The 24,421-nt window shown below is 49.5% G+C and carries 28 protein-coding genes; 11 read left to right on the top strand and 17 right to left on the bottom strand.

The features are described from left to right. The first annotated feature begins 174 nt into the window (after nt 1–174). The 3 genes from EDF88_RS00905 (at nt 175) to sodC (ending at nt 1,971) form a co-directional block, all read left to right on the top strand. The gene (locus tag EDF88_RS00905) at nt 175–414 is read left to right on the top strand and encodes a DUF1289 domain-containing protein (RefSeq protein ID WP_064511760.1); all 240 of its coding nucleotides are present in this window, start codon (nt 175–177) and stop codon (nt 412–414) included. A 57-nt stretch (nt 415–471) separates the two neighbouring features. Continuing rightward, entirely contained in the window at nt 472–1,368 is an 897-nt protein-coding gene (locus EDF88_RS00910; RefSeq protein WP_034455376.1) for an aldo/keto reductase family oxidoreductase, read from the top strand. A gap of 81 nt (nt 1,369–1,449) precedes the next feature. Further along, nucleotides 1,450–1,971 carry a superoxide dismutase [Cu-Zn] SodC gene (sodC, locus tag EDF88_RS00915; protein WP_064511759.1) on the top strand — a complete coding sequence of 174 codons (522 nt, stop codon included), beginning with the start codon at nt 1,450–1,452 and terminating at the stop codon, nt 1,969–1,971. A gap of 2 nt (nt 1,972–1,973) precedes the next feature. On the opposite strand, the gene EDF88_RS00920 is transcribed toward sodC, so the two are convergent. From EDF88_RS00920 to EDF88_RS00930, 3 genes are read right to left on the bottom strand one after another with little or no spacing between them, the layout of a single operon-like run. Next, nucleotides 1,974–3,995 (bottom strand): FUSC family protein, encoded by a 2,022-nt coding sequence (locus EDF88_RS00920; RefSeq protein ID WP_134182281.1) that lies wholly within the window; start codon nt 3,993–3,995, stop codon nt 1,974–1,976. 8 nt (nt 3,996–4,003) lie between these two features. Continuing rightward, nucleotides 4,004–4,861: an HlyD family secretion protein gene (locus tag EDF88_RS00925; RefSeq protein WP_134182283.1), complete on the bottom strand. Its 858-nt coding sequence runs from the start codon at nt 4,859–4,861 to the stop codon at nt 4,004–4,006. Nucleotides 4,862–4,864: 3 nt separating this feature from the next. Further along, nucleotides 4,865–5,101, bottom strand: a complete 237-nt coding sequence (locus EDF88_RS00930; RefSeq protein ID WP_034455380.1) for a DUF1656 domain-containing protein — start codon at nt 5,099–5,101, stop codon at nt 4,865–4,867. Nucleotides 5,102–5,275: 174 nt separating this feature from the next. On the opposite strand from EDF88_RS00930, the gene slyA reads away from it, so the two are divergent. Beyond that, on the top strand, nt 5,276–5,716 hold the full coding sequence (gene slyA, locus EDF88_RS00935; protein ID WP_034455381.1) for a transcriptional regulator SlyA: 441 nt from the start codon (nt 5,276–5,278) through the stop codon (nt 5,714–5,716). 104 nt (nt 5,717–5,820) lie between these two features. On the opposite strand, the gene slyB is transcribed toward slyA, so the two are convergent. Beyond that, a complete protein-coding gene (gene slyB, locus EDF88_RS00940; RefSeq protein WP_064511755.1) occupies nt 5,821–6,288 on the bottom strand; it encodes an outer membrane lipoprotein SlyB in 468 nt (155 codons plus the stop codon). Between the two features lie 282 nt (nt 6,289–6,570). Here slyB and anmK point away from each other — a divergent pair, with 282 nt between their 5' ends. From anmK to pdxY, 5 genes are all read left to right on the top strand, one after another. Next, nucleotides 6,571–7,692 carry an anhydro-N-acetylmuramic acid kinase gene (anmK, locus tag EDF88_RS00945; protein ID WP_134182285.1) on the top strand — a complete coding sequence of 374 codons (1,122 nt, stop codon included), beginning with the start codon at nt 6,571–6,573 and terminating at the stop codon, nt 7,690–7,692. 162 nt (nt 7,693–7,854) lie between these two features. Then, a complete protein-coding gene (gene mliC, locus EDF88_RS00950) occupies nt 7,855–8,178 on the top strand; it encodes a C-type lysozyme inhibitor (RefSeq protein ID WP_064511753.1) in 324 nt (107 codons plus the stop codon). 182 nt (nt 8,179–8,360) lie between these two features. Next, a complete protein-coding gene (gene pdxH / locus EDF88_RS00955) occupies nt 8,361–9,017 on the top strand; it encodes a pyridoxamine 5'-phosphate oxidase (protein ID WP_064511752.1) in 657 nt (218 codons plus the stop codon). Nucleotides 9,018–9,159: 142 nt separating this feature from the next. Then, nucleotides 9,160–10,434 (top strand): tyrosine--tRNA ligase, encoded by a 1,275-nt coding sequence (gene tyrS, locus EDF88_RS00960; RefSeq protein ID WP_064511751.1) that lies wholly within the window; start codon nt 9,160–9,162, stop codon nt 10,432–10,434. Nucleotides 10,435–10,533: 99 nt separating this feature from the next. After that, nucleotides 10,534–11,394, top strand: a complete 861-nt coding sequence (gene pdxY, locus EDF88_RS00965) for a pyridoxal kinase PdxY (RefSeq protein WP_064511750.1) — start codon at nt 10,534–10,536, stop codon at nt 11,392–11,394. Nucleotides 11,395–11,438: 44 nt separating this feature from the next. On the opposite strand, the gene gstA is transcribed toward pdxY, so the two are convergent. From gstA to ydgT, 11 genes are all read right to left on the bottom strand, one after another. Then, nucleotides 11,439–12,041, bottom strand: a complete 603-nt coding sequence (gene gstA / locus EDF88_RS00970; protein WP_064511749.1) for a glutathione transferase GstA — start codon at nt 12,039–12,041, stop codon at nt 11,439–11,441. Nucleotides 12,042–12,152: 111 nt separating this feature from the next. Further along, the gene (gene dtpA / locus EDF88_RS00975; protein ID WP_064511884.1) at nt 12,153–13,661 is read right to left on the bottom strand and encodes a dipeptide/tripeptide permease DtpA; all 1,509 of its coding nucleotides are present in this window, start codon (nt 13,659–13,661) and stop codon (nt 12,153–12,155) included. Between the two features lie 616 nt (nt 13,662–14,277). After that, nucleotides 14,278–14,913: an endonuclease III gene (gene nth, locus EDF88_RS00985; protein ID WP_134182287.1), complete on the bottom strand. Its 636-nt coding sequence runs from the start codon at nt 14,911–14,913 to the stop codon at nt 14,278–14,280. Further along, nucleotides 14,910–15,599, bottom strand: coding sequence for an electron transport complex subunit E (locus tag EDF88_RS00990; RefSeq protein ID WP_064511747.1), 690 nt, complete (start codon nt 15,597–15,599; stop codon nt 14,910–14,912). The genes nth and EDF88_RS00990 overlap by 4 nt, the downstream gene beginning before the upstream one ends. Continuing rightward, nucleotides 15,596–16,222, bottom strand: a complete 627-nt coding sequence (gene rsxG, locus EDF88_RS00995; RefSeq protein ID WP_064511746.1) for an electron transport complex subunit RsxG — start codon at nt 16,220–16,222, stop codon at nt 15,596–15,598. The genes EDF88_RS00990 and rsxG overlap by 4 nt, the downstream gene beginning before the upstream one ends. Nucleotides 16,223–16,231: 9 nt before the next feature. Then, complete coding sequence (rsxD, locus tag EDF88_RS01000; RefSeq protein ID WP_064511745.1) at nt 16,232–17,281, bottom strand: electron transport complex subunit RsxD; 1,050 nt, start codon at nt 17,279–17,281, stop codon at nt 16,232–16,234. After that, nucleotides 17,282–19,573: an electron transport complex subunit RsxC gene (rsxC, locus tag EDF88_RS01005; protein ID WP_134182289.1), complete on the bottom strand. Its 2,292-nt coding sequence runs from the start codon at nt 19,571–19,573 to the stop codon at nt 17,282–17,284. It abuts the gene before it with no gap. Then, complete coding sequence (gene rsxB, locus EDF88_RS01010) at nt 19,566–20,144, bottom strand: electron transport complex subunit RsxB (protein ID WP_064511743.1); 579 nt, start codon at nt 20,142–20,144, stop codon at nt 19,566–19,568. Before rsxB ends, rsxC begins: the two co-directional genes overlap by 8 nt. After that, nucleotides 20,144–20,725 (bottom strand): electron transport complex subunit RsxA, encoded by a 582-nt coding sequence (gene rsxA / locus EDF88_RS01015; RefSeq protein ID WP_034455395.1) that lies wholly within the window; start codon nt 20,723–20,725, stop codon nt 20,144–20,146. Before rsxA ends, rsxB begins: the two co-directional genes overlap by 1 nt. Nucleotides 20,726–20,815: 90 nt before the next feature. Then, entirely contained in the window at nt 20,816–21,268 is a 453-nt protein-coding gene (locus tag EDF88_RS01020; RefSeq protein ID WP_134182291.1) for a DUF2569 domain-containing protein, read from the bottom strand. A gap of 93 nt (nt 21,269–21,361) precedes the next feature. Then, complete coding sequence (gene ydgT, locus EDF88_RS01025; RefSeq protein WP_134182293.1) at nt 21,362–21,577, bottom strand: transcription modulator YdgT; 216 nt, start codon at nt 21,575–21,577, stop codon at nt 21,362–21,364. Nucleotides 21,578–21,857: 280 nt separating this feature from the next. On the opposite strand from ydgT, the gene EDF88_RS01030 reads away from it, so the two are divergent. Continuing rightward, the gene (locus EDF88_RS01030) at nt 21,858–22,898 is read left to right on the top strand and encodes an oxidoreductase (protein WP_134182295.1); all 1,041 of its coding nucleotides are present in this window, start codon (nt 21,858–21,860) and stop codon (nt 22,896–22,898) included. A 47-nt stretch (nt 22,899–22,945) separates the two neighbouring features. On the opposite strand, the gene speG is transcribed toward EDF88_RS01030, so the two are convergent. Beyond that, complete coding sequence (gene speG / locus EDF88_RS01035) at nt 22,946–23,503, bottom strand: spermidine N1-acetyltransferase (RefSeq protein WP_064511739.1); 558 nt, start codon at nt 23,501–23,503, stop codon at nt 22,946–22,948. Between the two features lie 63 nt (nt 23,504–23,566). Then, on the bottom strand, nt 23,567–23,917 hold the full coding sequence (locus tag EDF88_RS01040; protein ID WP_134182297.1) for a DUF1283 family protein: 351 nt from the start codon (nt 23,915–23,917) through the stop codon (nt 23,567–23,569). A gap of 110 nt (nt 23,918–24,027) precedes the next feature. Between EDF88_RS01040 and EDF88_RS01045 the strand changes: the two genes are divergently transcribed. After that, on the top strand, nt 24,028–24,354 hold the full coding sequence (locus EDF88_RS01045; RefSeq protein WP_134182299.1) for a YnfA family protein: 327 nt from the start codon (nt 24,028–24,030) through the stop codon (nt 24,352–24,354). Nucleotides 24,355–24,421 lie beyond the last annotated feature (67 nt).

Raw genomic sequence — 24,421 nt, forward strand, 5'->3', positions numbered from 1 at the left:
AAAGATCATAAAGAATGCGTACAGACTAATGAATAAAGATTAGGTGAACCTTAGTTTCAAAAATTCATTCATATCTTTGTTTGCGGGACAAGCATTAAGAATATTTACCGCACCGCTTGCAACATTTTATTTGTCGGGCTTCAATTGAAGCAATGCGACGAAAGAGGTGTGAGGGTGTCTGAACAGTTAGAATTTTTCCCAATTCAAAGCCCGTGCCGTGGGATCTGCCAGTCAGATGAACGCGGTTTTTGCCGCGGCTGCATGCGTAGCCGTGATGAACGATTTCAGTGGCAGCAATTAAGCGATGGGCAAAAACAAGAAGTGCTGCGGTTATGCCGCCAGCGGTTAGTGCGTAAATTGCGAGCAAACAAGACCATTCCCCCTGAAGAACCCCAACAACCCTCACTTTTTTAATTCCTTGATGCCGTTATACTCAGTCGCAGAATTCGTTTACTACTGAGGACAGGCTTTATGGTACAGCGCATTACGATTTCCCCGCAGGGCCCGGAATTTTCACGCCTGGTCATGGGGTATTGGCGTTTGATGGAGTGGAACATGTCCGCGCCACAGCTAGCCAGCTTTATTGAAGAGCATGTCGACTTAGGGATTACTACCGCTGATCACGCCGATATTTATGGCGGTTACCAGTGTGAAGCTGCATTTGGCGAAGCGATGCGTCTGGCACCGCATCTGCGGTCCAAAATGGAAATTGTCACCAAGTGCGGTATTGCTACCACGGCAAACCCAGGACACGCACTGGGTCACTACATTACCGATAAATCACACATTATCAGCCAGACTGAAAAATCGCTCGAGAACCTGGCAACAGATTACCTCGACCTTCTGTTGATTCACCGCCCTGATCCTTTGATGGATGCTGATGAAGTTGCAGAAGCCTTCACTTCGCTGCATCAGAGTGGAAAAGTGCGTCACTTTGGCGTGTCAAACTTTACCCCTGCGCAGTTTGCTTTGTTGCAATCGCGTTTGCCATTCACGCTTGCGACCAATCAGGTAGAAATCTCGCCGGTCCATCAGCCTACTATTCTCGACGGTACGCTGGACCAATGCCAACAGTTGCGTATACATCCGATGGCATGGTCATGTCTGGGTGGCGGTAGCCTGTTTAACGACGAAGCGTTCCAGCCGCTGCGTGATGAGCTGCAAGCCGTCGCAAATGAAATCGGCGCGGAAACTATCGAACAGGTGGTATATGCGTGGGTGATGCGATTGCCGTCTAAACCCTTGCCAATCATCGGTTCCGGTAAAATCGAACGCGTGCGTTCAGCAATTCACTCCTTAAGCCTGGATATGAGTCGCCAGCAGTGGTTCCGTATCCGTAAAGCTGCATTGGGTTACGACGTGCCATAACCCGCAAAAACAGTTATCTCCCGGAGGATTCAACCTGTCTGGCCTATGCTTAACAGGTTGAACGTGAATCCGGGAGTTAATATGAAGCGAATAAGTCTGGCTTTTTTAACGCTGTTTAGCTGTGCGGCTGTTCAGGCTGCGAGCACCGAAGTTCAAATGAATCTCGTCACGCCTAAAGGGATTGGCCACTCTCTTGGTACCGTGAAAATCACCGAAACCGACAAAGGGCTGGTTTTTGCGCCCGATCTCCGAACTCTTCCTCCAGGCGAACATGGTTTTCATGTTCACACCAATGGCAGCTGTGAACCTGCAATGAAAGCTGGCAAACCTTCAGCTGCAGAGGCCGCTGGTGGCCATTTGGATCCTGATCATACTGGAAAACACATGGGGCCGATGGGCGTTGGGCACCTGGGTGATTTGCCTGTACTTGTGGTCGATAACGATGGAAGTGCTACAGAACCGGTCACAGCGCCGCGCCTGAAAACGCTCGATGAAGTAAAAGGCAAAGCACTGATGGTGCATGTTGACGGCGATAATATGTCCGATCAACCCAAACCACTTGGTGGTGGTGGAGCACGTTACGCTTGCGGTGTCATTCAATAAAATCAGTGGCCGCCTGCCAGAGTACCGGCAGGTGGCGCTTGTTCCAGCTGCGAAAGTGAGCAGTAGAGCCGCCAGATAATTCCCGCAAGCTCGCGTGCTGCCGGATTGTGATGATGTGCGAGCGTCTCAGACATTCGCTGTAATTCCTGTAACGTGGTTGCTAACGAGCGTTGTTGTACTCCGCGCTCGCTCATGACGTCCCTTAAGGTATGAATACACACATCGCGCACTTGTGAGAGCGGGTCGGAACGTGTTTCCCATACTCGTAATTGCCAAACAACATGAGAACAATTGAGTAATACCACCCCCCAGCGCAGTAACCAGCGGCGCGCCACTTCATCTTTACTGTTACTCAATTGGCTGATGTGGTGATAAACCAGCGATTCGAACTGGTTCTCAGAGTGCTGCGGCTTACGGCTTAACTGATCGACAAAACCGCGCCGCAAGGCACGAATATGACGGCGGCCTTTACGTGTGTCGGAGCCCGGGCGAAGAACTGAAAACGCAACCCAGGAAAGACCTACACCAATGACTTTTGCCAGATTGTCATTGAGGAAATCAGCTAAGTCATAAACCGGTGGATTAGTGACGGCGATAAATGACCCCATGAAAACAATTAATTGCCCCCACAGCCCTGCAAACTTGGGTTGTTGCAGTTTCAGCAGTTGCATTGTCGCCAGCAGCGGCAACAAGAAAATCAGGAATTGCCAGAGATCGGTGATCTGTACCATCAGGCCAAATTTGACCAGGAAGCTGAATAACGAGAGCCATAACAGGGTACGCATCAGTAGCGTAAGTGAGTTAAGCGGTGAGGCGACCGACGAATAGAGCACGCAGCTGATCGCCGCCAACGACAATGCGCCACTCCCGGCGTCCCATTGAGTGTTAATACACCATGCTCCGGTTACGGTTATCACGCAAAAGGTACGTAACGCGCTCCACAATGCTTCGGTATTATCGGTATGACGTGCCAGCGGCGGCGTTTTTGGCGGGGTGAGTTGTGAAACCGGGGTGGCATTTTCCAGTTCACGCAACCAGCGGCTACTGTTCAGATACAACCAGCAGAAATAACGCAGGCGCCGCCAGAATGCCTGATGACGGTAATCAGCTTCGGGCCCAGGGGCAATCTGTTGCAACAGTCGGGCAACGGTATATTTATGGGTGCCTTCCCGCGCCAGCTCATTAATCAATGCTTCAAGAACCGGCCACAGGTTTTCCGGAGGATTTGGCCAGTTCATTAGCATACGTCGAAGGCTTGAGATTACGCTGGTCAGACGTAATTGTTGATGGATTAAATAATTGAGCAAATTATTCTGACGGCGGAAGCGGTAATGGCTCCAGAACGCCTGAATTCTCAATAGATTCATGGTTAGAATCTGCCCAATGACACCTTCGTGCGCAGTTCGAATGGCATCTGTGGTTTCTGGTTTCCACAACATTGATGCGTGCTCTAACAACCGTGCATGCATATTTCGCAACGCACTAAGAAGGGTGGTGCCATCTGAAGTACTGGGCAGCACCATCATCATAAATCCACCGCACAAAATCCCGACTATTACCTCGCAAACTCGTGCCTGAGTGATATCCCAAAGCTGGGTTGTTTCGACGGTATTGACCATTGGGAAAGCGATGATCGCAGCGGTGTAGCCCGCCAGCATAAAAGCATAGGCTACGTTGTTCTGAAAATGGCTGGAGCTCCAGGTGCAGAGTGCGAGCCAGGATGCCATCGCAAAGGTAAACAACCAGGGGTCGTTGAGTGTGTTTCCCGCAATAATCAAAGAGGCCATCGCGCCAATCAGGCTACCGGCGACTCGTCCGAGACTTTTACTGACCACTCCACCAACAGTGGGGAAACTGACGACCGCTGCTGAGGTCATCGCCCAATAAGGTTCATCTAAATCCAGGTAGTAAGCGATGGTTAATGCGAGGCACATCGCAATGGCATTACGCAGGGCGTAACGCCATTGCCCGGCGTTTGCTTTTCCCCAGGGCGTGTTTTTCCATGCCAGTGACGAGAGTTTCATCGCTAGATTCAGTGTTTAATTGAAACGGTGCAGGTGGTACCGGAAACCAGCGTAATACCTTGTGGGATTTGGTTTAGCTGAATGCGCACCGGCACGCGCTGAGCAAGGCGCACCCACGGCACATTGGGTTTGATATCCGCCACCAAATCACTGTCGCTTTCAACACTTTGGTCATAAATGGCGCGGCCAATACTTTGCACCTTGCCTGATAACGGCACATTCCCGCTATAGAGCACAATTTCTGCTAGATCACCGGGTTGAATATGGCGCAGTTTGGTTTCTTCAAAATAACCCACAACATAGAAAGAATGGCTGTCGACCAGCGCAAATACAGGCTGTCCAGAGGTCGCATAATTACCGGTACGTGTTGAAAGATTGGTTACCCAGCCATCAACAGGGGCAGTAACTGTTGTTTGAGAAATCTGCCATTTCGCCTGTTCAACGGTAGCTTCAGCGGCTTTTACGGCAGCTTGCGCGGCTTTGACATTAATATTTGCCGTGTCCATATCCTCGGCGGAAATGTAGTTGCGTGGCAGGTTTTTGCGGCGATTCGCTTCATTGCTGGCTTTTGACAGTTCGGACTGAGACTGAGCGAGTTGCGCCTCGGCATTAAGCTGCGCGATGTGATAAGGCGTTGCATCAATGGTGAATAGAACCGTTCCCGCTTTGACGAACTGGTTATCTTCAATATTCAGCTGAGTTATCGTTCCGGACACTTGCGGTGTGATGCTGACTTGCTCCGCCCGGACTTTCCCGTCTCGCGTCCAGGGGGATTGCATGTAATAATTCCATAACAGCCAGCCAACAATTATGGCTGCTGCGAAAATCACTAGCGTGGAAAAGTACTTTATTGTTTTCATATTCATGCTTTACCACACCACCAGAATTACAAGGGCTGCACTAACTGACAGCGAGAATAATGACAAATCCATCAACGTTGGATGCCAGATCTCGCCGGAATACATCCAGTCACGCAGCAGATGATGCAAAATTAACCAGATAAAAAAGCCGACGATAACCGCTTTAAAAAGAGGAGGGAAATAGATAGAAGCGCCAAACACCAGGTCCTGAAGAGGTAGCCCTGATGTTAAAAAATTGAAGCTCACGTCAGATAATCCTTTAAAATAGCGGGAAGACTGCCGTTTCCCCAGACTTAGATGTAAACTAAAAGTATAGCTGGTTGCATAACATCAGCAAAAATAAGGATTTTGTTTTTTCAAGTAAAGCCTGCACAATAGTTTAAAATCAGTATAATAAGTTAGCAAGCTAATTATAAGGAGATGAAATTGGAATCGCCATTAGGATCAGATCTGGCACGGTTGGTGCGCATTTGGCGTGCTCTGATTGACCATCGCCTGAAACCTCTGGAATTGACACAGACACATTGGGTAACGCTGCATAATATTCATCAGTTGCCGCCCGAGCAGTCGCAGATTCAGTTGGCCAAAGCGATCGGCATAGAGCAACCATCACTGGTCAGAACGCTTGATCAACTCGAAGAGAAAGGGCTGATTTCTCGTCAAACCTGCGCGAATGATCGTAGGGCAAAACGCATCAAACTCACTGAGCGTGCTGAGCCTATCATCAATGAGATGGAGACGGTTATCAAGAAAACGCGCGAGGAAATTTTGTTAGGTATCAACGCTGAAGAACAGACGCTGTTGCTTAATTTGATAAATCGGCTGGAAAAAAATATCGTTGATTTGCAGACGAAAGAATAAGTTTTTTATTGTAAGCCTCATCATTCGGTGAGGTTTTCTGTTTTGATTATTTGGCTAGCAAAGATGCGAAGAGGGGTGACCTGTAAACAAGTCACCCTTCATAATTAATTTGGCGAAACGGTAACCTGGCTGCCGTTGCTGGCAAGTCTTACACGTTGGCCCACAGTAAATTTGGTATCACCCTGTTTCTGAACGACCAGAATGGTGTTGCCATCGTCCTTACGGATTTCCAGTTCAACACCCTGAGTTTTGTTCATCGCACCCTGAACGCTCTGACCCGCTACACCACCTGCCACTGCGCCCGCAGCGGTAGCCAGTGAACGACCTGTACCACCACCAACAGTGTTACCCAGGAAACCACCCAGCACAGCGCCACCAATTGCGCCCATCACATTTGAATCATTACCGGCCTGAATCTGAACCGGGCGTGCAGATACCAAAGTACCATAAGTGACGCTTTGTACTTGTTTAGCATCAGAAGCGCTATATACGTCGCCTGAAAGTGAGCTGGTGTTAGCGCAACCAGCCAGAGTTAACCCAACTAACGAGACTACCAGTATACGTGAAATCATTTGTGACTCTCCTGAACACTTGAAACGCTCAACTGAGCATCCTTCATGGCTAAATTATATGGTATTTAGGTGCTGAATTTAAAATAAGTTCAGACTATTAATAGCATTCATATTAGAAAAGCCTCACTTAACCGAGTATCAACCATTCATAAATAAATGTAATAGCGCCATCAATACCTATTTATAGAGTATTTTTGTTAAAAATTATTAAGTAACCATCGCATAGAATGCTAGTTTATGGTTGAGTTTATCCCCAATTTGGTAAGTCGAAAGGAGTAACAGATGAAATCAGGGCGTTATATCGGTGTGATGTCAGGCACCAGCCTGGACGGGATTGATGTCGTTCTGGCCGCGATTGATGAACATCTTGTTGCACAACAGGCAAGTTACAGCCATCCCATTCCTTTAGAGATAAAAAATGCCATTCTGGCGATTTGCCAGGGGCAGGCATTAACCCTTTCTCAGCTCGGCCAACTTGATAATCGCCTTGGTAAATTATTTGCTGAAGCTGTTCAGACATTGATGAACAACCAGGGCCTTACCTATACAGATATCACCGCAATTGGCTGCCACGGGCAAACCGTCTGGCACGAGCCACAAGGTGAAGCGGCGCATACCATGCAAATTGGGGATAACAATCAAATCGTTGCGCGTACAGGCGTGACTGTGGTTGGTGATTTCCGCCGTCGGGATATGGCTTTGGGTGGGCAGGGTGCTCCGCTGGTGCCTGCGTTCCATCATGCTTTGCTGGCGCATCCCTCGGAACATCGCATGGTGTTAAATATTGGCGGGATCGCTAATCTCTCTCTGCTTATCCCTGAACAGCCAGTTCGAGGGTTTGATACTGGCCCGGGAAACATGCTTATTGATGCGTGGATCTGGCGTCAACGCGGTAAAGCGTATGATAAAGACGCCCAATGGGCGAGCAGCGGCAAAGTCATTCTCCCATTATTGCAGCAGATGCTTAGCGATCCATACTTTGCCATGCCTGCGCCAAAGAGCACTGGCCGTGAGTATTTCAATTATGGATGGCTTGAGCGCCAGTTAGCCGCATTCCCGGGGCTTGCTGGTGAAGATATTCAGGCAACGCTCACGGAACTGACAGCTGTTACTATTTCAGAGCAAGTATTGCTAAGCGGCGGTTGTGAGCGGCTGATGGTATGCGGTGGTGGAAGCCGTAATCCATTGTTGATGGCCCGTTTGAGTGGGTTGCTGCCAGGTATCGAAGTCACGACGACAGATGAGGCCGGAATTAGCGGTGACGATATGGAGGCGCTGGCATTCGCCTGGCTTGCTTATCGTACTATGTCAGGTCTGCCAGGAAACTTGCCTTCGGTCACTGGGGCGTCTGCAGCAAGCGTGATTGGCGCAATTTTCCCAGCCAACCCGCTGTACTTACCCTAATTAGTTCGCGCAGCTGAACGTCGCCAATAAAAAGGTAACTTGAATTATGATGAGCATAATCAGAGTTAACTGAAATTCACTACCGCACTAAATCTCTAAACTGAAGGTAATGGGGGACGGTACTATCCCCCGCTATAAAAAAAAGAACTTCAGGACATGCAGATGAAAAAACTACTTATTGCCGCCATTCCCTTCATGCTTTCAGGATGTAGCTACTACAACACCTTTGTTGAGAAGATGCAGACGGATACTCTGCAATATCAGTGTGATGAAAAACCGCTTACCGTTAAATTAAATAACCAAAAGCAGATGGTGAACTTTGTTTATGACAACGAATATTTGTCGCTGACACAAGGTTTGTCCGCATCAGGTGCGCGCTATACCGATGGTGTTTATGTATTCTGGTCGAAGGGTGATACCGCAACGGTGTACCGCAAAGACACGGTCGTGCTGGATGATTGCCAGCTTCAAAATCCGAAACATTGATACTCTTCATACTTCAAGTTGCAGGGGCGTTGGCTGCGCTTACTCACCCCAGCCACTTACTCAAGTAAGCTCCTGGGGCCTCGTTCGTTTACCGCCTGCCTGCAACCTGAATTATTTTGAGTAGAGATTTTTGAGGGTGGAGCGCACAATAGCTCCACCTGACAATTGCCTGACGTAACGCCATGTCTGATAACGACTCTTTGCAACAAATTGCGCATTTGCGCCGCGAATACACCAAAGGTGGTTTGCGCCGCAATGATCTTACCGAACAACCTCTGCCTTTGTTTGAACGATGGTTAGCTCAGGCATGTGATGCTAAACTTGCCGACCCTACCGCGATGGTCGTGGCAACCGTTGATGAAAGCGGCCAGCCTTATCAGCGCATTGTGTTGCTCAAACATTTCGATGACCGGGGTTTGGTGTTTTACACCAACCTCGGTTCCCGCAAAGCACATCATCTGGAAACTAATCCGCGCATCAGCCTGCATTTCCCGTGGCATATGCTGGATCGCCAGGTGATGGTACTAGGTACAGCGGAGCGTTTATCGACTCTTGAAGTGATGAAGTATTTCCACAGTCGCCCGCGCGATAGCCAGATTGGCGCCTGGGTTTCAAAACAGTCCAGCCGTATTTCCGCGCGCGGTATTCTGGAAAGTAAATTCCTCGAGCTGAAACAGAAATTCCAGCAAGGCGAAATTCCACTGCCGAGCTTCTGGGGCGGTTATCGCGTAACAATTGAGCAAATGGAATTCTGGCAGGGTGGCGAACACCGTCTGCACGATCGTTTTTTATACCAGCGCGAAGGCGAAGCCTGGAAAATAGACCGCCTGGCTCCGTAGCATCGGGAATTTGTTGTGTTAAGCGCTGGTACTCCACGTGCCAGCTCTCTATTATATGTCCCCTAAGAAATTAACTCCTTTCGCCACCAGGCGAAAAACCGTGTACCGGTAAAGGTGCAGTCGTATATAGATGGAGAATTTGATGGCAGGCATCAATTTGATAAAACAATTGCAAGAGCGGGGCTTAGTCGCCCAGGTAACGGATGAAGAAGCGTTAGCACAGCGACTGGCGCAAGGGCCAATTGCGCTGTATTGCGGCTTCGATCCTACCGCTGACAGCTTGCATTTGGGCCATCTGGTTCCACTGCTGTGCCTGAAACGCTTCCAGGAAGCAGGCCACAAACCGGTTGCACTGGTGGGTGGTGCGACAGGTCTGATTGGCGACCCAAGTTTTAAAGCCGTTGAGCGTAAACTCAACACTGAAGATACCGTGCAAGAGTGGGTGGAAAAAATCCGCCGCCAGGTTGCACCGTTCCTCGATTTCGATTGTGGCGAAAACTCAGCCGTTGCGGCGAATAACTACGACTGGTTTGGCGGCATGAGCGTGCTGACCTTCCTGCGTGATATCGGCAAACACTTCTCTGTTAACCAGATGATTAACAAAGAAGCCGTGAAGCAGCGTCTGAACCGTGACGATGTAGGTATCTCCTTTACCGAGTTTTCCTACAATCTGCTGCAAGGTTATGACTTTGCATGCCTGAACAAACTGCACGGCGTTGTGCTGCAAATTGGCGGTTCCGACCAGTGGGGTAACATCACCTCCGGTATCGACTTAACTCGCCGTCTGCATCAGCAACAAGCGTTTGGTCTGACTGTGCCGTTGATTACGAAATCAGATGGCACCAAATTCGGTAAAACCGAAGGCGGCGCAGTATGGCTTGATCCGAAGAAAACCAGCCCGTACAAGTTCTACCAGTTCTGGATCAACACCGCTGACTCTGATGTATATCGCTTCCTAAAATTCTTCACCTTCATGAGCCTCGAAGAAATCGACGCGCTGGAAGAAGAAGATAAAAATAGCGGCACTGCACCACGTGCACAGTACGTACTGGCAGAGCAGGTGACTCGCCTGGTTCACGGCGAAGAAGGTCTTGAAGCGGCTAAACGTATTACCGCCAGCCTGTTTAACGGCAACCTAAGCGATTTGACTGAAGCCGACCTTGAGCAACTGGCTCAGGATGGTGTACCGATGGTTGAAATGGATCGTGGGGCTGATCTGCAACAAGCTCTGGTTGATTCCGAACTGCAACCATCTCGTGGTCAGGCGCGTAAAACCATCGCGCAAAATGCTATTACCATCAACGGTGAGAAGCAGTCTGACCCGGAATATACCTTTGCTGATAGCGATATTCTGTTCAATCGCTACACCTTACTGCGCCGGGGTAAGAAAAATTACTGCCTCGTTTGCTGGAAGTAATTAAGAAAGATCAGAAGGGCGTGGGAAACCACGCCCTTTATTTTTAGTCGATTTGTTTACACACAACCAGAACCAATATCGTTCCATCCGAGTAGAAAAATGAAAAACATCCTTGCCATCCAGTCCCATGTGGTTTTCGGTCACGCAGGCAATAGTGCCGCCGAATTCCCGATGCGCCGTCTGGGCGCCAATGTATGGTCATTGAACACTGTTCAGTTCTCCAACCATACCCAATACGGAAAATGGACTGGTAGCGTGATGCCTGCCAGCCACCTAAGCGACATTGTGCAAGGAATTGCGGACATCGGGCAGCTTAAACGTTGTGACGCGGTGTTGAGTGGTTACCTTGGCTCTGCTGAGCAGGGCGAACATATTCTTTCTATTGTTCGTAAAACGAAAGAGGCCAATCCGCAGGCGAAGTATTTTTGCGACCCGGTAATGGGCCATCCTGAAAAAGGCTGCATCGTCGCCCCTGGTGTTGCCGAATTCCATACGCGCTATGCGTTGCCAGCCAGTGATATTATTGCCCCAAACCTGATTGAGCTTGAGATCCTGAGCGGTCATGCGGTTAACTCTGTTGATGAAGCGGTTTCGACTGCGAGAGAACTCATCGCGAAAGGCCCGGAAATCGTGTTGGTGAAACACCTTGCGCGTGCGGCATATCAGCAGGATCGCTTTGAGATGTTGTTGGTGACTGCGGACGAAGCCTGGCATATTCACCGTCCGCTGGTGGATTTTGGCGAACGTCAGCCCGTCGGCGTTGGCGATGTGACCAGTGGTCTGCTGTTGGTTAAATTGTTGCAGGGTGCAACGCTTCGTGAGGCTCTGGAACATGTCACTGCTGCGGTTTATGACATTATGGTCGTGACGAAGAAAATGGAAGAGTACGAACTGCAACTGGTTGCGGCCCAGGAAGGCATTGCGAAACCAGAGCATTATTTCACCGCGGTGAAGCTATAAAACATAAACGCCCTCAACAGAGGGCGTTTTCAATTACCGACTCGTTAAATCCCTTCAGCCGTTAGAGCCGCCGCAACAGCCGGACGCGCTTTCATTCGTTCCATAAACGCATCGATATTGGTCAAGCCTTCCAGGTCTAACTTGACCGCGCCTGCCCAGCGCAACACAGTAAACAGATACGCATCTGCCACGCTAAAGCGCAGCCCCATCAGCCACTGTTTATCGTTCAACTCTTCGTTAACGTATTTAAATTTCTTCTCAAGCGCTGCTCGAGTAATGGTTTTGAACTCTTCAGGCGTTGCCGGGTTAAACAATGGCGAGAAACCTTTATGCAGTTCGGTGGCGATGTAGTTCAACCATTCCAGCGTGTGGTAGCGCGTCATGCTACCTGAAGGGGCAAGTAACTGGCGGTCAGGCACTTTATCTGCCAGGTATTGCACAATTGCCACGCCTTCTGTCAGCAGTGAACCATCGTCTAGCAGCAGTGCCGGGACTTGACCCTTGGCATTAATTTCAAGGTAATCATCACCAGCTTCGGTTGTCTTTGCGGCTAAATCGACTTTCACCAGTGAGAAATCAACACCGGTTTCGCGCAGGATAATGTGTGGGGAGAGGGAACAGGCACCAGCTTTATAATACAGTTTCATTACTGAACTCCTATGGGGCGCTAAGATACCCTATGTTAGTGCGCATATGGGCAAAAAAAAAGCCGTTAGCGATAAAAGCTAACGGCTGAAAATAACATGTTCCCCGCTACATTACGCGGTAGCTGTTTCCTTAGAGGTCTCAGCTTTTTCGTCAACCTGCTGTGCCATACGGTTCAGCTTAGGCGCAGTGAGCATCATCAGAACCGCGATAACAGCGGTAGCAATACCAATCTGCATGAACACGTGACCATATACAGCCAGTGATTGCAGTGGGTCGGTTACGTTTTCTGGAACAGCCATCAGGTTCGCAACTTTACCTGCAATGATTGCAGCACCAGCAGTAGTCAGGAACCAGCTACCCATGATGAAGCCCATCAGGCGCTGTGGAACCAGCTGTGCAACCATAGCCAGGCCCAGACCGGAAATCATCAGCTCACCGATACTCTGCAGCGCATAGCTCAGAATCAACCAGCTTACAGACACGATACCTGCATCAGATGCGAATTTCGCACCCAGTGGCAGCACCAGGAAGGCCAGGGAACACAGGATCATACCGAACGCAAATTTGTGCGGCATCGGCATGCGGTCGCCCATTTTGTTGTAGATAGCAGCCAGAATCGGGCTACCAATCATGATCCAGAATGGGTTCAGTGCCTGGAACTGCTCAGGTTCGAACATCACACCCAGAATGGAGTGCTCAACGTTACGAATCGCAAAGAAGTTCAGAGAGGTTGGCATTTGGCTATACAGCACGAAGAACACAATTGCTTCAACCATCAGAATGAAGGCAACAATCATCTTACGACGAGCCGCGCCCTGCATTGCGAAAGCTTCTTTAGCAAAGATAATCACGATGCCCAGAGCGACTACGCCCAGAACCATACGTGCGATGCCTTGGTTGTGCAGCAGCCAGGTTGCCGCAGTAACCAGCACCAGAACACCCACAATAGTGGCGCCCAGTTTGCCAAAATTCACCGGCTGGAAGTCAGGTTTAGAACCGTGGTTTTTGACCCACTTCTTACAGAACATAAAGTTCACTAAAGTGATCAGCATACCCACGAAGCTCAGGGAGAACGCAACGCTCCAGCCATACTTCGCTGCAAGCCATGGAGTGGCAAGCATAGAGAAGAATGAACCGATGTTGATGGACATGTAGTACATAGTAAATGCACCGTCCAAACGCGGATCATCTTTATCGTAGCAAGTAGAAAGCAGGGAGGATGGGTTAGCCTTAAACAGACCGTTACCCACAGCGATAGTCGCCATACCCATATACACCACAGCCACATCGTGACCGGAGTAAGCTACCAGCGCGTAACCGATAGCCAGTACGATAGTACCGAGCACAATGACGCGCTTGGTGCCGAGAACTTTATCGCCTAACCAACCACCGATAGCGACCATTCCATAGACCAGTGCGCTGAAGGAGGAGAACAGGGTGATGGAGTCAGCTTCGGACATACCCAGCATTTTGACCAGGTAAACGGCCATAATACCTTGCAGACCGTAGTAGCCAAAACGCTCCCACAATTCGATAGAGAAAATCAGATAGAACGATTTAGGTTGTTTGAAAGCATTCAGACTAATGCTTTCTGCTGGTTTCTTGTTTGCAGTCGACACATATACCTCTTTTTTTACATCCCAATTTAACAGGAGTTTTCTAAGCGTCATGCCAGCGGCATTCGCTTTTTTAGTTATAAGAAAGGGGAAACGGCGGGTAATGTTCACTATCCTGCGGCTTCAGGCAAGGGGTTTGTAATACTCTGTTACATATATCTCTCGCGGAATAAAGCTCCAAAAAGCAAATTGTTATTCAGCGTTAAATTTTATCAAAATGCGCTTTGCCGATTTATTCTCTTTGGTAATGCTAAAAAAAATTCATTTTAGTTATATATTCTGCTTTATGGTCGAATGTGTAGTGATATGGGCGGGGTGTAAAGATTTGTGCAGCCTATTGTACTGCTTAAGTTAGCTAATCACTGAGGAATGCGAGGTTATTTGTTTCATTTTGATGACCTAAATTTAACATTGAGTTATCAGTGTGATCCGTGTCACATATTTATGGAAAATTCTTATCGTAAAAAAACGATTTACCTGTTGGGGTGATTATTCACCACATGATTAAACCGAAACGGTAATGATTCGTAGAATAAAACAATAGATTAGATGCGGCAGGCAGCGATGTGGGAATGAACAAGAAACTAACCTGCCACTTACGCAGCAGGTGGGAAGGGGATTAGATATCGACTTTCTCTTTGAATTCACACAGATCTTCAATGATGCACGAACCACAGCGCGGCTTGCGAGCTATACAGGTATAACGGCCGTGCAAAATGAGCCAGTGATGGCAATCGACTTTAAATTCTGCCGGAACCACTTTCAGTAGTTTTTCCTCGACCTGCTCAACGTTCTTGCCCGGAGCAAAGTTGGTGCGGTTACATACACGGAAGATATGAGTATCTACGGCGATAGTGGGCCATCCAAAGGCAGTGTTAAGCACCACGTTGGCTGTTTTGCGACCAACGCCCGGCAATGCTTCGAGTGCCGCTCTGTCTTCGGGGACCTCACCGTTATGCAGCTCGATCAACATCCGGCATGTCTTGATGACGTTCTCGGCCTTACTGTTAAAAAGGCCAATGGTTCTGATGTATGACTTAATACCGTCAACACCCAGATCCAACATAGCCTGGGGTGTATTAGCCACAGGATAGAGCTTCGCCGTTGCCTTATTGACGCTGACATCCGTCGCCTGGGCTGATAGCAACACGGCTATCAGCAATTCGAAGGGGGAACTGAATTGTAACTCAGTGGTAGGGTGAGGATTGTTGTCACGCAGGCGCGTGAGGATCTCTAACCGTTTACTCTTATTCATAACGCTTTCTCTGGATTACCTTCCATTGCGGCAGCTTGCGCTGCGCGGCGCGTTTTCATTTTTTCATCAATAAGATACTTAACTGCCAGCATTAAACCCAGTCCGATAAATGCGCCGGGTGGCAACATTGCCAACAGGAAAGGGGTATCAGTGTGGAAAACTTCAATGCGCAGGACTTTTGCCCAACTACCCAGCAGCGCATCGGCACCATCGAACAACGTCCCATTACCAATGATTTCACGCAACGAGCCTAAAACAAACATTGCGCTGGTGGCACCCATGCCAATGGCTAAACCATCCAAAGCGGCAAGCGGCACACTATTTTTTGCAGCAAACGCCTCGGCTCGACCAATAACGATGCAGTTTGTAACAATCAATGGAATGAAAATCCCCAACGATTGATACAAACCGTAAGCGTAGGCATTGATCAGCATCTGAACGGTACTAACTACCGAGGCGATGATCATGACATAAATTGGAATACGAATTTCTGTCGGCACCCAACGACGTAGGGCGGATACGGCACTGTTGGTTAACACTAATACCAGCGTAGTCGCAAGTCCAAGGCCAAGAGCGTTGGTGGCAGTAGAGGTGACCGCCAACAGTGGGCAAAGGCCTAATAACTGCACCAGAGCCGAGTTATTTTTCCATAATCCCTGAACGACAATATCTTTTACTTCGCTCATGGTTGAGCTCCACAGGCTGGAAGATTATCAACTTGCGATGGCAGTGTTTTGGCGAATAATCCCGCTCGTTTTACCGCATTGACAACTGCGCGAGGGGTAATGGTCGCGCCGGTAAACTGATCAAACTGACCGCCATCCTTTTTTACCGCCCAGCTTGAATCATCATTGCCTTGAATTGTCTTGCCGGCAAAATGCGTGATCCAGTCACTCAGACGTGTTTCGATTTTATCGCCAAGGCCGGGGGTTTCATGATGTTCAGTGACACGTGAGCCCAACACTTTGCCGTTAAAATCAGCCGCGACCAGCAATTGAATGGCGCCAGAATAACCATCAGGGGCGGTGGTTTCCATGACAACCGCAACCGGTTGTTCACTTTTACGCGCCACATAAATATGGCGTTCGCTTTTGCCTAACGGTGAATCATTGACGACGACACAACTGGCCTGAATATTGTTGTCATAGATATCGGTCGAAATCACCTGATCAAACAATAGCTTCTGCTGGGCAACAGCTTGTTGTTCGATAGTGTTTTTCGTTAAGGCATTGACGACCGCAGTTAGTCCGGTTGCCAATATCGCAAACAGAGCCAAAGTAACGCCATGTTTTTGCATCGTTTTTAGCATGACGGTTCCTTAGCGATGCCCGTAAGCACGTGGGCGGGTGTAATAATCAATCAAAGGTACAGTGATGTTTGCCAGCAAAACGGCGAAAGCAATACCATCCGGATAACCACCAAAGGTACGAATCAACCAGACCAGTAATCCGGCCAGCGCACCGAAAATCAAGCGCCCACGATTGGTGGTCGAGGCCGTTACCGGGTCGGTGAGAATGAAAAATGCACCCAGCATAGTGGCACCCGAAAACAGATGAATCAGCGGAGATGCACATTTTTCCGGAGCAAACATCCAGCCGAGCGTGGAGCACACCGCAAGTGTGAGCAGGAAACTAACTGGAATATGCCAACGAATGGCACCTTTGATAAGCATGAACAGGCCGCCCGCCAGGAACGCGAGGTTAACCCATTGCCAGCCGATACCAGCCAGTACACCGCTATAAATTGGCTCTTGTAACAGATCGTTGGCGGAATGCCCGGCGCGCATGCCTGTTTTAAAGGTATCCAGTGGTGTTGCCTGACTTATCCCATCAATACCCATGCGCAATTGCGTCATAGTGTCGCCAGCCAGAGTAGAGCCGGAGAAAATAACGTGCAGCGAATCAGCAAAGCCTGGAACCGTAGCAGCCAGTGTGTGTGGCGGTAACCACGATGTCATTTGTACCGGGAAGGCAATCAGCAACACCACATAACCGACCATTGCCGGGTTAAATGGGTTGTGACCAAGTCCGCCATACAATTGTTTTGCGATTATCACCGCAAAAACCGTTCCTAGTACCACCATCCACCACGGGGCAAATGGTGGAATGCTCATCCCTAGCAGCAGACCGGTTAACGCCGCAGAATTGTCACCGAGGATTCTCAGCGGTTGTTTGCGAAGTTTAAGTACCAACAGCTCTGCAGCAACTGCAGTCAGAACGCCTAATGCTATTTGCACCAGACTACCCCAGCCGAACCAATACCAAAGCATTGCCATGCCAGGCAACGTGGCCCAAGTCACCAGCAGCATAATCCGTGAGGTGCTGCGCTGGTTATGGGTATAAGGGGAGCTTGCTATCTTGAAAACCATCTATTCCTCTGATGCCATTTGAAGCGCAGCTTTACGTGCCTGAACACGGGCAATAGCGGCAGCCACCGCGGCTTTGCGCGGATCTTGTTCTTCGGCAGGTGTTTCTACAGATTGTTGTTCAGCCTGGGCCGCTTTACGGGCTTTGGCCCGGGCAATAGCAGCTTCAACGGCCGCTTTGCGAGGGTCGATGGTTTCTACCTCAGCGGCTTCAGGATCTGCTGTTTTTTCATGTGATTGCGCCGCTTTACGGGCTTTGGCACGGGCAATAGCTGCTTCAACGGCCGCTTTGCGAGGGTCGATGGTTTCGACCTCAGCCGCTTCAGTATCTGCTGTTGTTTCATGCGATTGCGCCGCTTTACGGGCTTTGGCACGGGCAATAGCAGCTTCAACGGCCGCTTTGCGAGGGTCGATGGTTTCTACCTCAGCGGCTTCAGCATCTGCTGTTGTTTCATTCGATTGTGCCGCTTTACGGGCTTTGGCACGAGCTATAGCTGCTTCAACAGCCGCTTTGCGTGGGTCGATGGTTTCTACCTCAGCGGCTTCAGCATCTGCTGTTGTTTCATGCGATTGTGCCGCTTTACGAGCTTTGGCTCGGGCTATAGCTGCTTCAACGGCCGCTTTGCGTGGGTCCGGGCTGGCAGTCTCAGTCGCACTGTCTTGTGCTTCCTTTTCTGCCTGACGCGCCCGAGCTTGCGCTTTGCGCGCTTCACGCGCCGCGATCACCTGCTGGTTATCAGGCAGGCTCCCTGGCTGAATAACAATTGGCTCGCTACCCTGAGCTTTTTTGTTTTTCACTCGGGCAAGGGCCGCCTGGATAGCATCGTTGTCTTTCGCTGTCGGTTGAACAGCTGCCTGCTTATGGCGTTCAAGACGAGCAGCCTTTTCGCGCTCAAGACGAGCCTGGCGCGCTTCAAAGCGTACTTTCGCTTCAGCTGTTCGTTTGGCTTCCAACTCGATTTCGCGGATCTCAGCCTTTTCCTGACGAAAATACTGCACTAGCGGAATATTGCTGGGGCAGACGTAGGCACAAGCACCACATTCGATGCAGTCTTTAAGATTATGAGCCTGAGCTTTATCGTGCTGTTGGCCTCGGCTGAACCAGTAAAGTTGTTGCGGTAACAAATCTGCTGGACAGGAGTCGGCACAGGCGCTGCAACGAATGCAACTCTGTTCTTCTTGCGGTTCACCCATTTCATTGGCGTTAGGTGCCAGCAAACAGTTGGTGATTTTGACGACTGGCACATCCAGCCAAGGCAGGCTAAAGCCCATCAGTGGGCCACCCATAATCACTTGCTGATCGTGCCCTGGACGGAATCCGGCAAAATCGAGCAGATGACGAACAGGGGTCCCCAATCGTGCCCAGACATTACCTGGCTGTTGAACTGCACCGCCCGTCAACGTCACCACGCGCTCGGTTAACGGCTCGCCGTCGATAATGGCGCGCTTTACCGCAAACGCAGTACCGACGTTTTGCATCAGCACACCGATATCTGAGGAACGGCCACCTTGTGGAACCTGCTTACCCGTCAGAATTTGCGTCAGCTGCTTTGCCCCACCGGACGGGTATTTGGTCGGGATCACCCGCAGTTCAATACCCTGTGTGTTGCAGAGCACCGCACGCAGCATAGAAATCGCCTGCGGTTTATTATCTTCGATGCCAATTAGCACGCGCTGCGGTTGCAAAATATGCGCAAGAATTCGCACACCATCGATGATTTGCGCGGCGCAATCCTGCATCAGACGGTCATCGGCAGTGATGTACGGTTCGCACTCGGCAGCATTGATAATCAGCGTGTCGATTTTATCGCCACCGCCTTGTAATTTATTCCCGGTCGGGAAACCAGCGCCACCTAAGCCTGCAACACCAAACTGGTGAATGCGGGTAATCAACTCATCGCGGCTGCGGGATGTGTAGTCCTGCCAGCCATCACGCTCAATCCACTTATCTTCACCATCGGCTTCAATAATTACGCTGAGTTCAGCCAGCGCAGAAGGATGGGCAGTGGAGTGGGGGGCAATGGCGGTTACGGTTCCGGATGTCGGGGCGTGAACAGGTAGCATACGGCCATGCCCACGAGTCAAAGGTTGCCCTCGTAACACATAATTGCCAGGTTTTACGCACAGTTCGCCTTCAGCACCGATGTGCTGCTTCAAAGGAATAACCAGTTTTTGCGGTAACGGAACCTGGCGCAGTGGCGTGCCGTTGGACTGAGTTTTCATTTCTGGTGGATGAATACCACCATCGAAATCCCAGATTTTATCTTTTTTAAAACGGGTAAATAGCTTAAGCATGTTGCTCCACCGGAATGATACGAACCGGGATTGTTTGCAGATCCCACTTCCAGCTTTCTGTGGTGGTTTCGACCGGTCGTAGCTCAATACAGCGCGTAGGACATGGGTCGACACATAAATTGCATCCGGTGCAAAGGTCACTAATAACGGTATGCATGGCGCGGGTCGCGCCAACAATGGCATCAACCGGGCAGGCCTGAATACATTTTGTGCAGCCAATACAGTTGGGTTCGTCGATAACCGCCAACATGCGCACAGGCTCCTGGGCTACTGCATCGCCTTCAATCGGCTGCGGGTCGACGTTAAGCAACGTGGCGATCTTTAGCATCACGGCTTCACCGCCAGGGGCGCACAGATTGATCTTCGAACCTTGATTGCCGACGGCTTCCGCATAAGGACGGCAACCCGGGTAGCCGCATTGCCCACACTGGCTTTGTGGCAGCAATTCATCGATTTTATCAACGATAGGGTCTTCCTGGACCTGAAAGCGGCGCGAGGCATAACCCAGGATAAGCCCGAATATCAGGCCTAACAGGCCCAGAGCAACCACAGCAATCCAAATAGTACTCATCAGAACTTCACCAACCCGCTAAAGCCCATAAACGCCAAAGACATTAAGCCTGCGGTGATAAGCGCGATGGCATTACCGCGAAAAGGTGCAGGAACATCGGCTACCGCAAGGCGTTCGCGAATCGCAGCAAACAGCACCATTACCAGTGAGAAACCTACCGCTGCTGAAAAACCGTAAAGTGCCGATTGCAGGAAGTTATGACCGAGATTGATATTTAGCAACGCAACACCAAGTACCGCGCAGTTAGTGGTGATTAGCGGCAAAAAGATACCCAACAGGCGATAGAGCGCCGGGCTGGTTTTACGGACTACCATTTCGGTAAATTGCACGACTACTGCAATCACCAGAATAAACGCCAGGGTGCGCAGATAGACCAGATCAAGAGGAATAAGGATCAACTCATTGACCAGCCAGGCGCAAATTGACGCCAGAGTCAGTACAAAAGTGGTCGCCAGCCCCATGCCAATAGCCGTCTCCAGTTTTTTGGAAACGCCCATAAACGGACACAGGCCAAGAAACTTCACTAATACGAAGTTATTGACCAGAACCGTACCAACAAAGAGCAGCAGATAATCTGTCATGAATGAGACCTGAAACAAAAAAAAGCCGCCTATTATCGTCTAACCGCAAGATGACGACAACTGGGCGTTTATAGGGTTATTACCGCGTAATTAAGGCTTAATAAATGTGTGCTTCACGCGTTGCGAGCGCTTGAGGTAAGGAACCAGCAAGGCTGCAGCCAACAGAGGGAACATCAGCTGACGTAATGCCAGATCGTCACTCACTGGGGAAAACGCGAAGGTTTTAATCGCCAACAACACAGACAGCAATAACCAAAGAATATAATGACGTACCACATTCTTACGGCGTTTGAAGAAGGCGATAGTCAACCACACGGTATAACCCCACATGGCAATCGCGCAGGCGATAGAGGTGTACCAGAGCACGACCATTTTGGGGCCTTGTGCGCTCATAAGTCGATGGCTTTCTGGGGAGATAAGCATCATAAGATAAATGGCCAGAGCAATACTGCTGCTGAGTAAGGTCATTAATAGCCATGCGAGAGGGGCCAGGAGCCAGCCTGCAATACGTGGTGCCTGCGTAGAGACTTGGGTAGTCGCCATGTTTCCTCCCGAAAAATAATAAGACTTTCCTTATGCGATTCATAAGGCGGGGGGATTATAAGGTTTTTTCAATACTTTGCTACCGTCGCGGCGCTAGACAACATAACGCCAGACGGATTTTGGCACACAACCTAAATCAAACAACCGCCCACCAGAAACTAATTCAGCACGACGGTGATCGGCCGCGCGATACATATTCATCAGGTCAGTATCATCAGTCAGGGTGTAATTAAGATGGTCGAAGAGTTTTTCAAGGCTTTCAGGCGAGCTGATTTTACGAAACTTCATTAAATAATCGAGAGCAGTCATGAGGTGTAGTTATCCATGCAGTAAATGAACAGGGCACGCTGTGCGTAGGGTGTGCGTGAATAATAAACGGAAATGCTTATTCATATATATAACCTAATGCTCATGATTGATTTTTTAGGAGTTTTCATGAGCAGGTAAGTGGCATAACTGATGCCCAGGAACGCTGGCAATAAGACGGTCGCCTGGTGAATGTGCAACCAGAACGCAACAATATAATTACCTGTTGTTACAATCCCCAGGATAGTATCCAATAGGTTGTCCAAAAATTTGAGGAAAGAAAATGAGTGATAACATTCGTGTCGGATTAATCGGTTACGGTTACGCCAGCAAGACGTTTCATGCCCCCTTAATTGTGGGCACGCCGGGTATGGTTCTGGCCGGTGTCTCCAGCAGCGATGCCACGAAAGTTCATGCTGACTGGCCAAATATGCCGGTAGTCTCTGATCCTCATCATCTGTTCAATGACCCAAATATCGATTTAATTGTTATTCCTACCCCAAACGATACGCACTTCCCGCTGGCTAAAGCAGCGCTGGAAGCTGGTAAACATGTCGTTGTCGATAAACCCTTTACCGTGACATTGTCACAAGCGCGTGAACTTGATGCACTGGCTAAAAGCTGCGGCTTATTGCTTTCAGTGTTCCATAATCGCCGTTGGGACAGCGATTTCTTAACGCTGAAAACGTTACTGGCAGATGGGACGCTAGGTGAGGTCGCGTACTTTGAGTCGCATTTTGACCGCTTCCGCCCACAGGTACGTAATCGCTGGCGTGAACAGGCGGGTGTTGGGAGCGGGATTTGGTACGATTTAGGGCCACATCTTATCGATCAGGCGCTGAATCTTTTCGGGCTACCGGTTAGTCTGACCGTGGATTTAGGTCAGTTGCGTCCAGGCGCGCAAGCAACAGACTACTTCCATGCTGTGCTGGCCTATCCACAGCGTCGTGTCGTGCTGCATGGCACGTTGCTTGCTGCGGCAGAAACCGCTCGCTATATCGTCCATGGTACGCGCGGCAGCTATATCAAATATGGTTTGGATCCGCAGGAAGATCGCCTTAAATCTGGCGAGCGTTTGCCGCAAGAGGATTGGGGCTACGATATGCGTGATGGCGTATTAACGTTAGCGCAGGGTGAGGTGATGACCGAGCAAACATTGCTGACGGTTCCGGGTAATTATCCGGCTTACTATGCGGGGATTCGTGATGCACTGACCGGACACGGAGAAAACCCGGTTCCTGCGGCGCAGGCGATTCAGGTCATGGAGATGATCGAGCTGGGTATGGAATCCGCGAAACACCGCGCAACGTTGAATCTGCCGTAACAGGGTTTTGTAGGGTGGATTAGCGTAAGCGACATCCACCACATTGATTACTGCGCAGTCGGTTTTAAAATAGTGCCACTACTTTTGTGTTCCGCCAGATATTGATGCTGGAAGATACACATACGAATGGTGTTGCGGTATTCGCCATTGATAAAGAACTCATGGATTAATTCACCTTCCACCATAAAGCCCAGCTTCTTATATATATGCACGGCTTTTTCATTTTCTTTATCGACAATCAAATACAGTTTGTACAGGTTTAACACCATAAAGCCGTAATCCATGGCGAGTTTAGCGGCGCGAGTCGCCAGCCCTTTGCCCTGATAATCCGGTGAGATAATTATCTGAAATTCAGCGCGGCGGTGAACATGGTTAATTTCAACCAGTTCCACCAGGCCTGCTTTTTCGCCGTTACACTCGATAACAAAACGACGTTCACTTTGATCGTGAATATGTTTGTCATAAAGGTCCGACAGTTCGACAAACGCTTCATAGGGCTCTTCAAACCAATAGCGCATCACGCTTGCGTTGTTGTCCAGTTGATGGACGAAGCGGAGATCTTCGCGCTCCAGTGGGCGAAGCTTGATTTGTAGCTCGTGGCTCATTTGAATTCCTTTCAAAGTGAATAAGGCTCCTGTTAAGAAGCCTTATTGGATAACAGTACAAAATTACGGTGCCACAGTTCGACCAGTGCGACGGTCCAGGCAACGTAGGGTGTTAGGTTCCCAGTAAGCGTTAACGTTAGCACTTTTCTGGCAATTATCGCGGGCATCAAAAGCCGTATCGGTTTTGTCCCACTCTTTTTCGGCGCGTTTGTTCACTTTTTGGCGCAGAGAGCGTGTGTCATTCCATTGCTCTTTGTCCATCGCCGCATCCTGGCGAGTCTGCGCATTGTCACCAGATTCAATGATCAGCTTATTGGTCTGAGCATGGAGTGGTTGAACAAACGCAAATGCACTCAGCAGCAACGCCAATGGCAGTGTTGCCATGGTGAGACGTTTGCGAAGGATTGTGTTCATTGCTGTTTCCTTTTAGGGTGAAGCCCTACTTATTAAAGTAAATAAATTATGAAGTGGGGTGCGTACCAGACGACCCATTATTGACCTCATTATCCCAGAGATTGTTCCATATGATCAAAACAACCGTGCTTTTTTTTGCCACCGCTCTTGCTGAAATCATTGGCTGCTTTTTACCGTGGCTATGGTTAAAGCGTGAAGGTTCTCCACTATTGTTGATTCCCACAACCTTCTCCCTTGCGATATTTGTCTGGTTGTTAACCCTACACCCAGCTGCCAGTGGGCGCGTTTATGCCGCATACGGCGGGGTGTACGTTGTGACCGCTTTGCTGTGGTTACGTTGGGTGGATGGTATCAAATTAAGTACTTATGACTGGATAGGTGCCACAGTGGCATTCTGCGGCATGTTGATCATTGTTGCTGGCTGGAGCCGGGGCTGATTAACTCCTCTTTTTCTCTAAAAATCACTCAATTCCCCCCACATCTCTGATGTAACTCACTGCAAGA

Source organism: Buttiauxella sp. BIGb0552 (assembly GCF_004366275.1).
GTDB classification, from domain to species: domain Bacteria; phylum Pseudomonadota; class Gammaproteobacteria; order Enterobacterales; family Enterobacteriaceae; genus Buttiauxella; species Buttiauxella gaviniae.

What these genes read in the sequence shown, in the direction of transcription:
- EDF88_RS00910 (WP_034455376.1), top strand. Translation starts at nt 472, where the DNA reads ATGGTACAGCGCATTACGATTTCCCCGCAGGGCCCGGAATTTTCACGC.
- sodC (WP_064511759.1), top strand. Translation starts at nt 1,450, where the DNA reads ATGAAGCGAATAAGTCTGGCTTTTTTAACGCTGTTTAGCTGTGCGGCT.
- EDF88_RS00920 (WP_134182281.1), bottom strand. Translation starts at nt 3,995, where the DNA reads ATGAAACTCTCGTCACTGGCATGGAAAAACACGCCCTGGGGAAAAGCA.
- EDF88_RS00925 (WP_134182283.1), bottom strand. Translation starts at nt 4,861, where the DNA reads ATGAATATGAAAACAATAAAGTACTTTTCCACGCTAGTGATTTTCGCA.
- slyA (WP_034455381.1), top strand. Translation starts at nt 5,276, where the DNA reads ATGAAATTGGAATCGCCATTAGGATCAGATCTGGCACGGTTGGTGCGC.
- slyB (WP_064511755.1), bottom strand. Translation starts at nt 6,288, where the DNA reads ATGATTTCACGTATACTGGTAGTCTCGTTAGTTGGGTTAACTCTGGCT.
- anmK (WP_134182285.1), top strand. Translation starts at nt 6,571, where the DNA reads ATGAAATCAGGGCGTTATATCGGTGTGATGTCAGGCACCAGCCTGGAC.
- mliC (WP_064511753.1), top strand. Translation starts at nt 7,855, where the DNA reads ATGAAAAAACTACTTATTGCCGCCATTCCCTTCATGCTTTCAGGATGT.
- pdxH (WP_064511752.1), top strand. Translation starts at nt 8,361, where the DNA reads ATGTCTGATAACGACTCTTTGCAACAAATTGCGCATTTGCGCCGCGAA.
- tyrS (WP_064511751.1), top strand. Translation starts at nt 9,160, where the DNA reads ATGGCAGGCATCAATTTGATAAAACAATTGCAAGAGCGGGGCTTAGTC.
- pdxY (WP_064511750.1), top strand. Translation starts at nt 10,534, where the DNA reads ATGAAAAACATCCTTGCCATCCAGTCCCATGTGGTTTTCGGTCACGCA.
- gstA (WP_064511749.1), bottom strand. Translation starts at nt 12,041, where the DNA reads ATGAAACTGTATTATAAAGCTGGTGCCTGTTCCCTCTCCCCACACATT.
- nth (WP_134182287.1), bottom strand. Translation starts at nt 14,913, where the DNA reads ATGAATAAGAGTAAACGGTTAGAGATCCTCACGCGCCTGCGTGACAAC.
- EDF88_RS00990 (WP_064511747.1), bottom strand. Translation starts at nt 15,599, where the DNA reads ATGAGCGAAGTAAAAGATATTGTCGTTCAGGGATTATGGAAAAATAAC.
- rsxG (WP_064511746.1), bottom strand. Translation starts at nt 16,222, where the DNA reads ATGCTAAAAACGATGCAAAAACATGGCGTTACTTTGGCTCTGTTTGCG.
- rsxD (WP_064511745.1), bottom strand. Translation starts at nt 17,281, where the DNA reads ATGGTTTTCAAGATAGCAAGCTCCCCTTATACCCATAACCAGCGCAGC.
- rsxC (WP_134182289.1), bottom strand. Translation starts at nt 19,573, where the DNA reads ATGCTTAAGCTATTTACCCGTTTTAAAAAAGATAAAATCTGGGATTTC.
- rsxB (WP_064511743.1), bottom strand. Translation starts at nt 20,144, where the DNA reads ATGAGTACTATTTGGATTGCTGTGGTTGCTCTGGGCCTGTTAGGCCTG.
- rsxA (WP_034455395.1), bottom strand. Translation starts at nt 20,725, where the DNA reads ATGACAGATTATCTGCTGCTCTTTGTTGGTACGGTTCTGGTCAATAAC.
- EDF88_RS01020 (WP_134182291.1), bottom strand. Translation starts at nt 21,268, where the DNA reads ATGGCGACTACCCAAGTCTCTACGCAGGCACCACGTATTGCAGGCTGG.
- ydgT (WP_134182293.1), bottom strand. Translation starts at nt 21,577, where the DNA reads ATGACTGCTCTCGATTATTTAATGAAGTTTCGTAAAATCAGCTCGCCT.
- EDF88_RS01030 (WP_134182295.1), top strand. Translation starts at nt 21,858, where the DNA reads ATGAGTGATAACATTCGTGTCGGATTAATCGGTTACGGTTACGCCAGC.
- speG (WP_064511739.1), bottom strand. Translation starts at nt 23,503, where the DNA reads ATGAGCCACGAGCTACAAATCAAGCTTCGCCCACTGGAGCGCGAAGAT.
- EDF88_RS01040 (WP_134182297.1), bottom strand. Translation starts at nt 23,917, where the DNA reads ATGAACACAATCCTTCGCAAACGTCTCACCATGGCAACACTGCCATTG.
- EDF88_RS01045 (WP_134182299.1), top strand. Translation starts at nt 24,028, where the DNA reads ATGATCAAAACAACCGTGCTTTTTTTTGCCACCGCTCTTGCTGAAATC.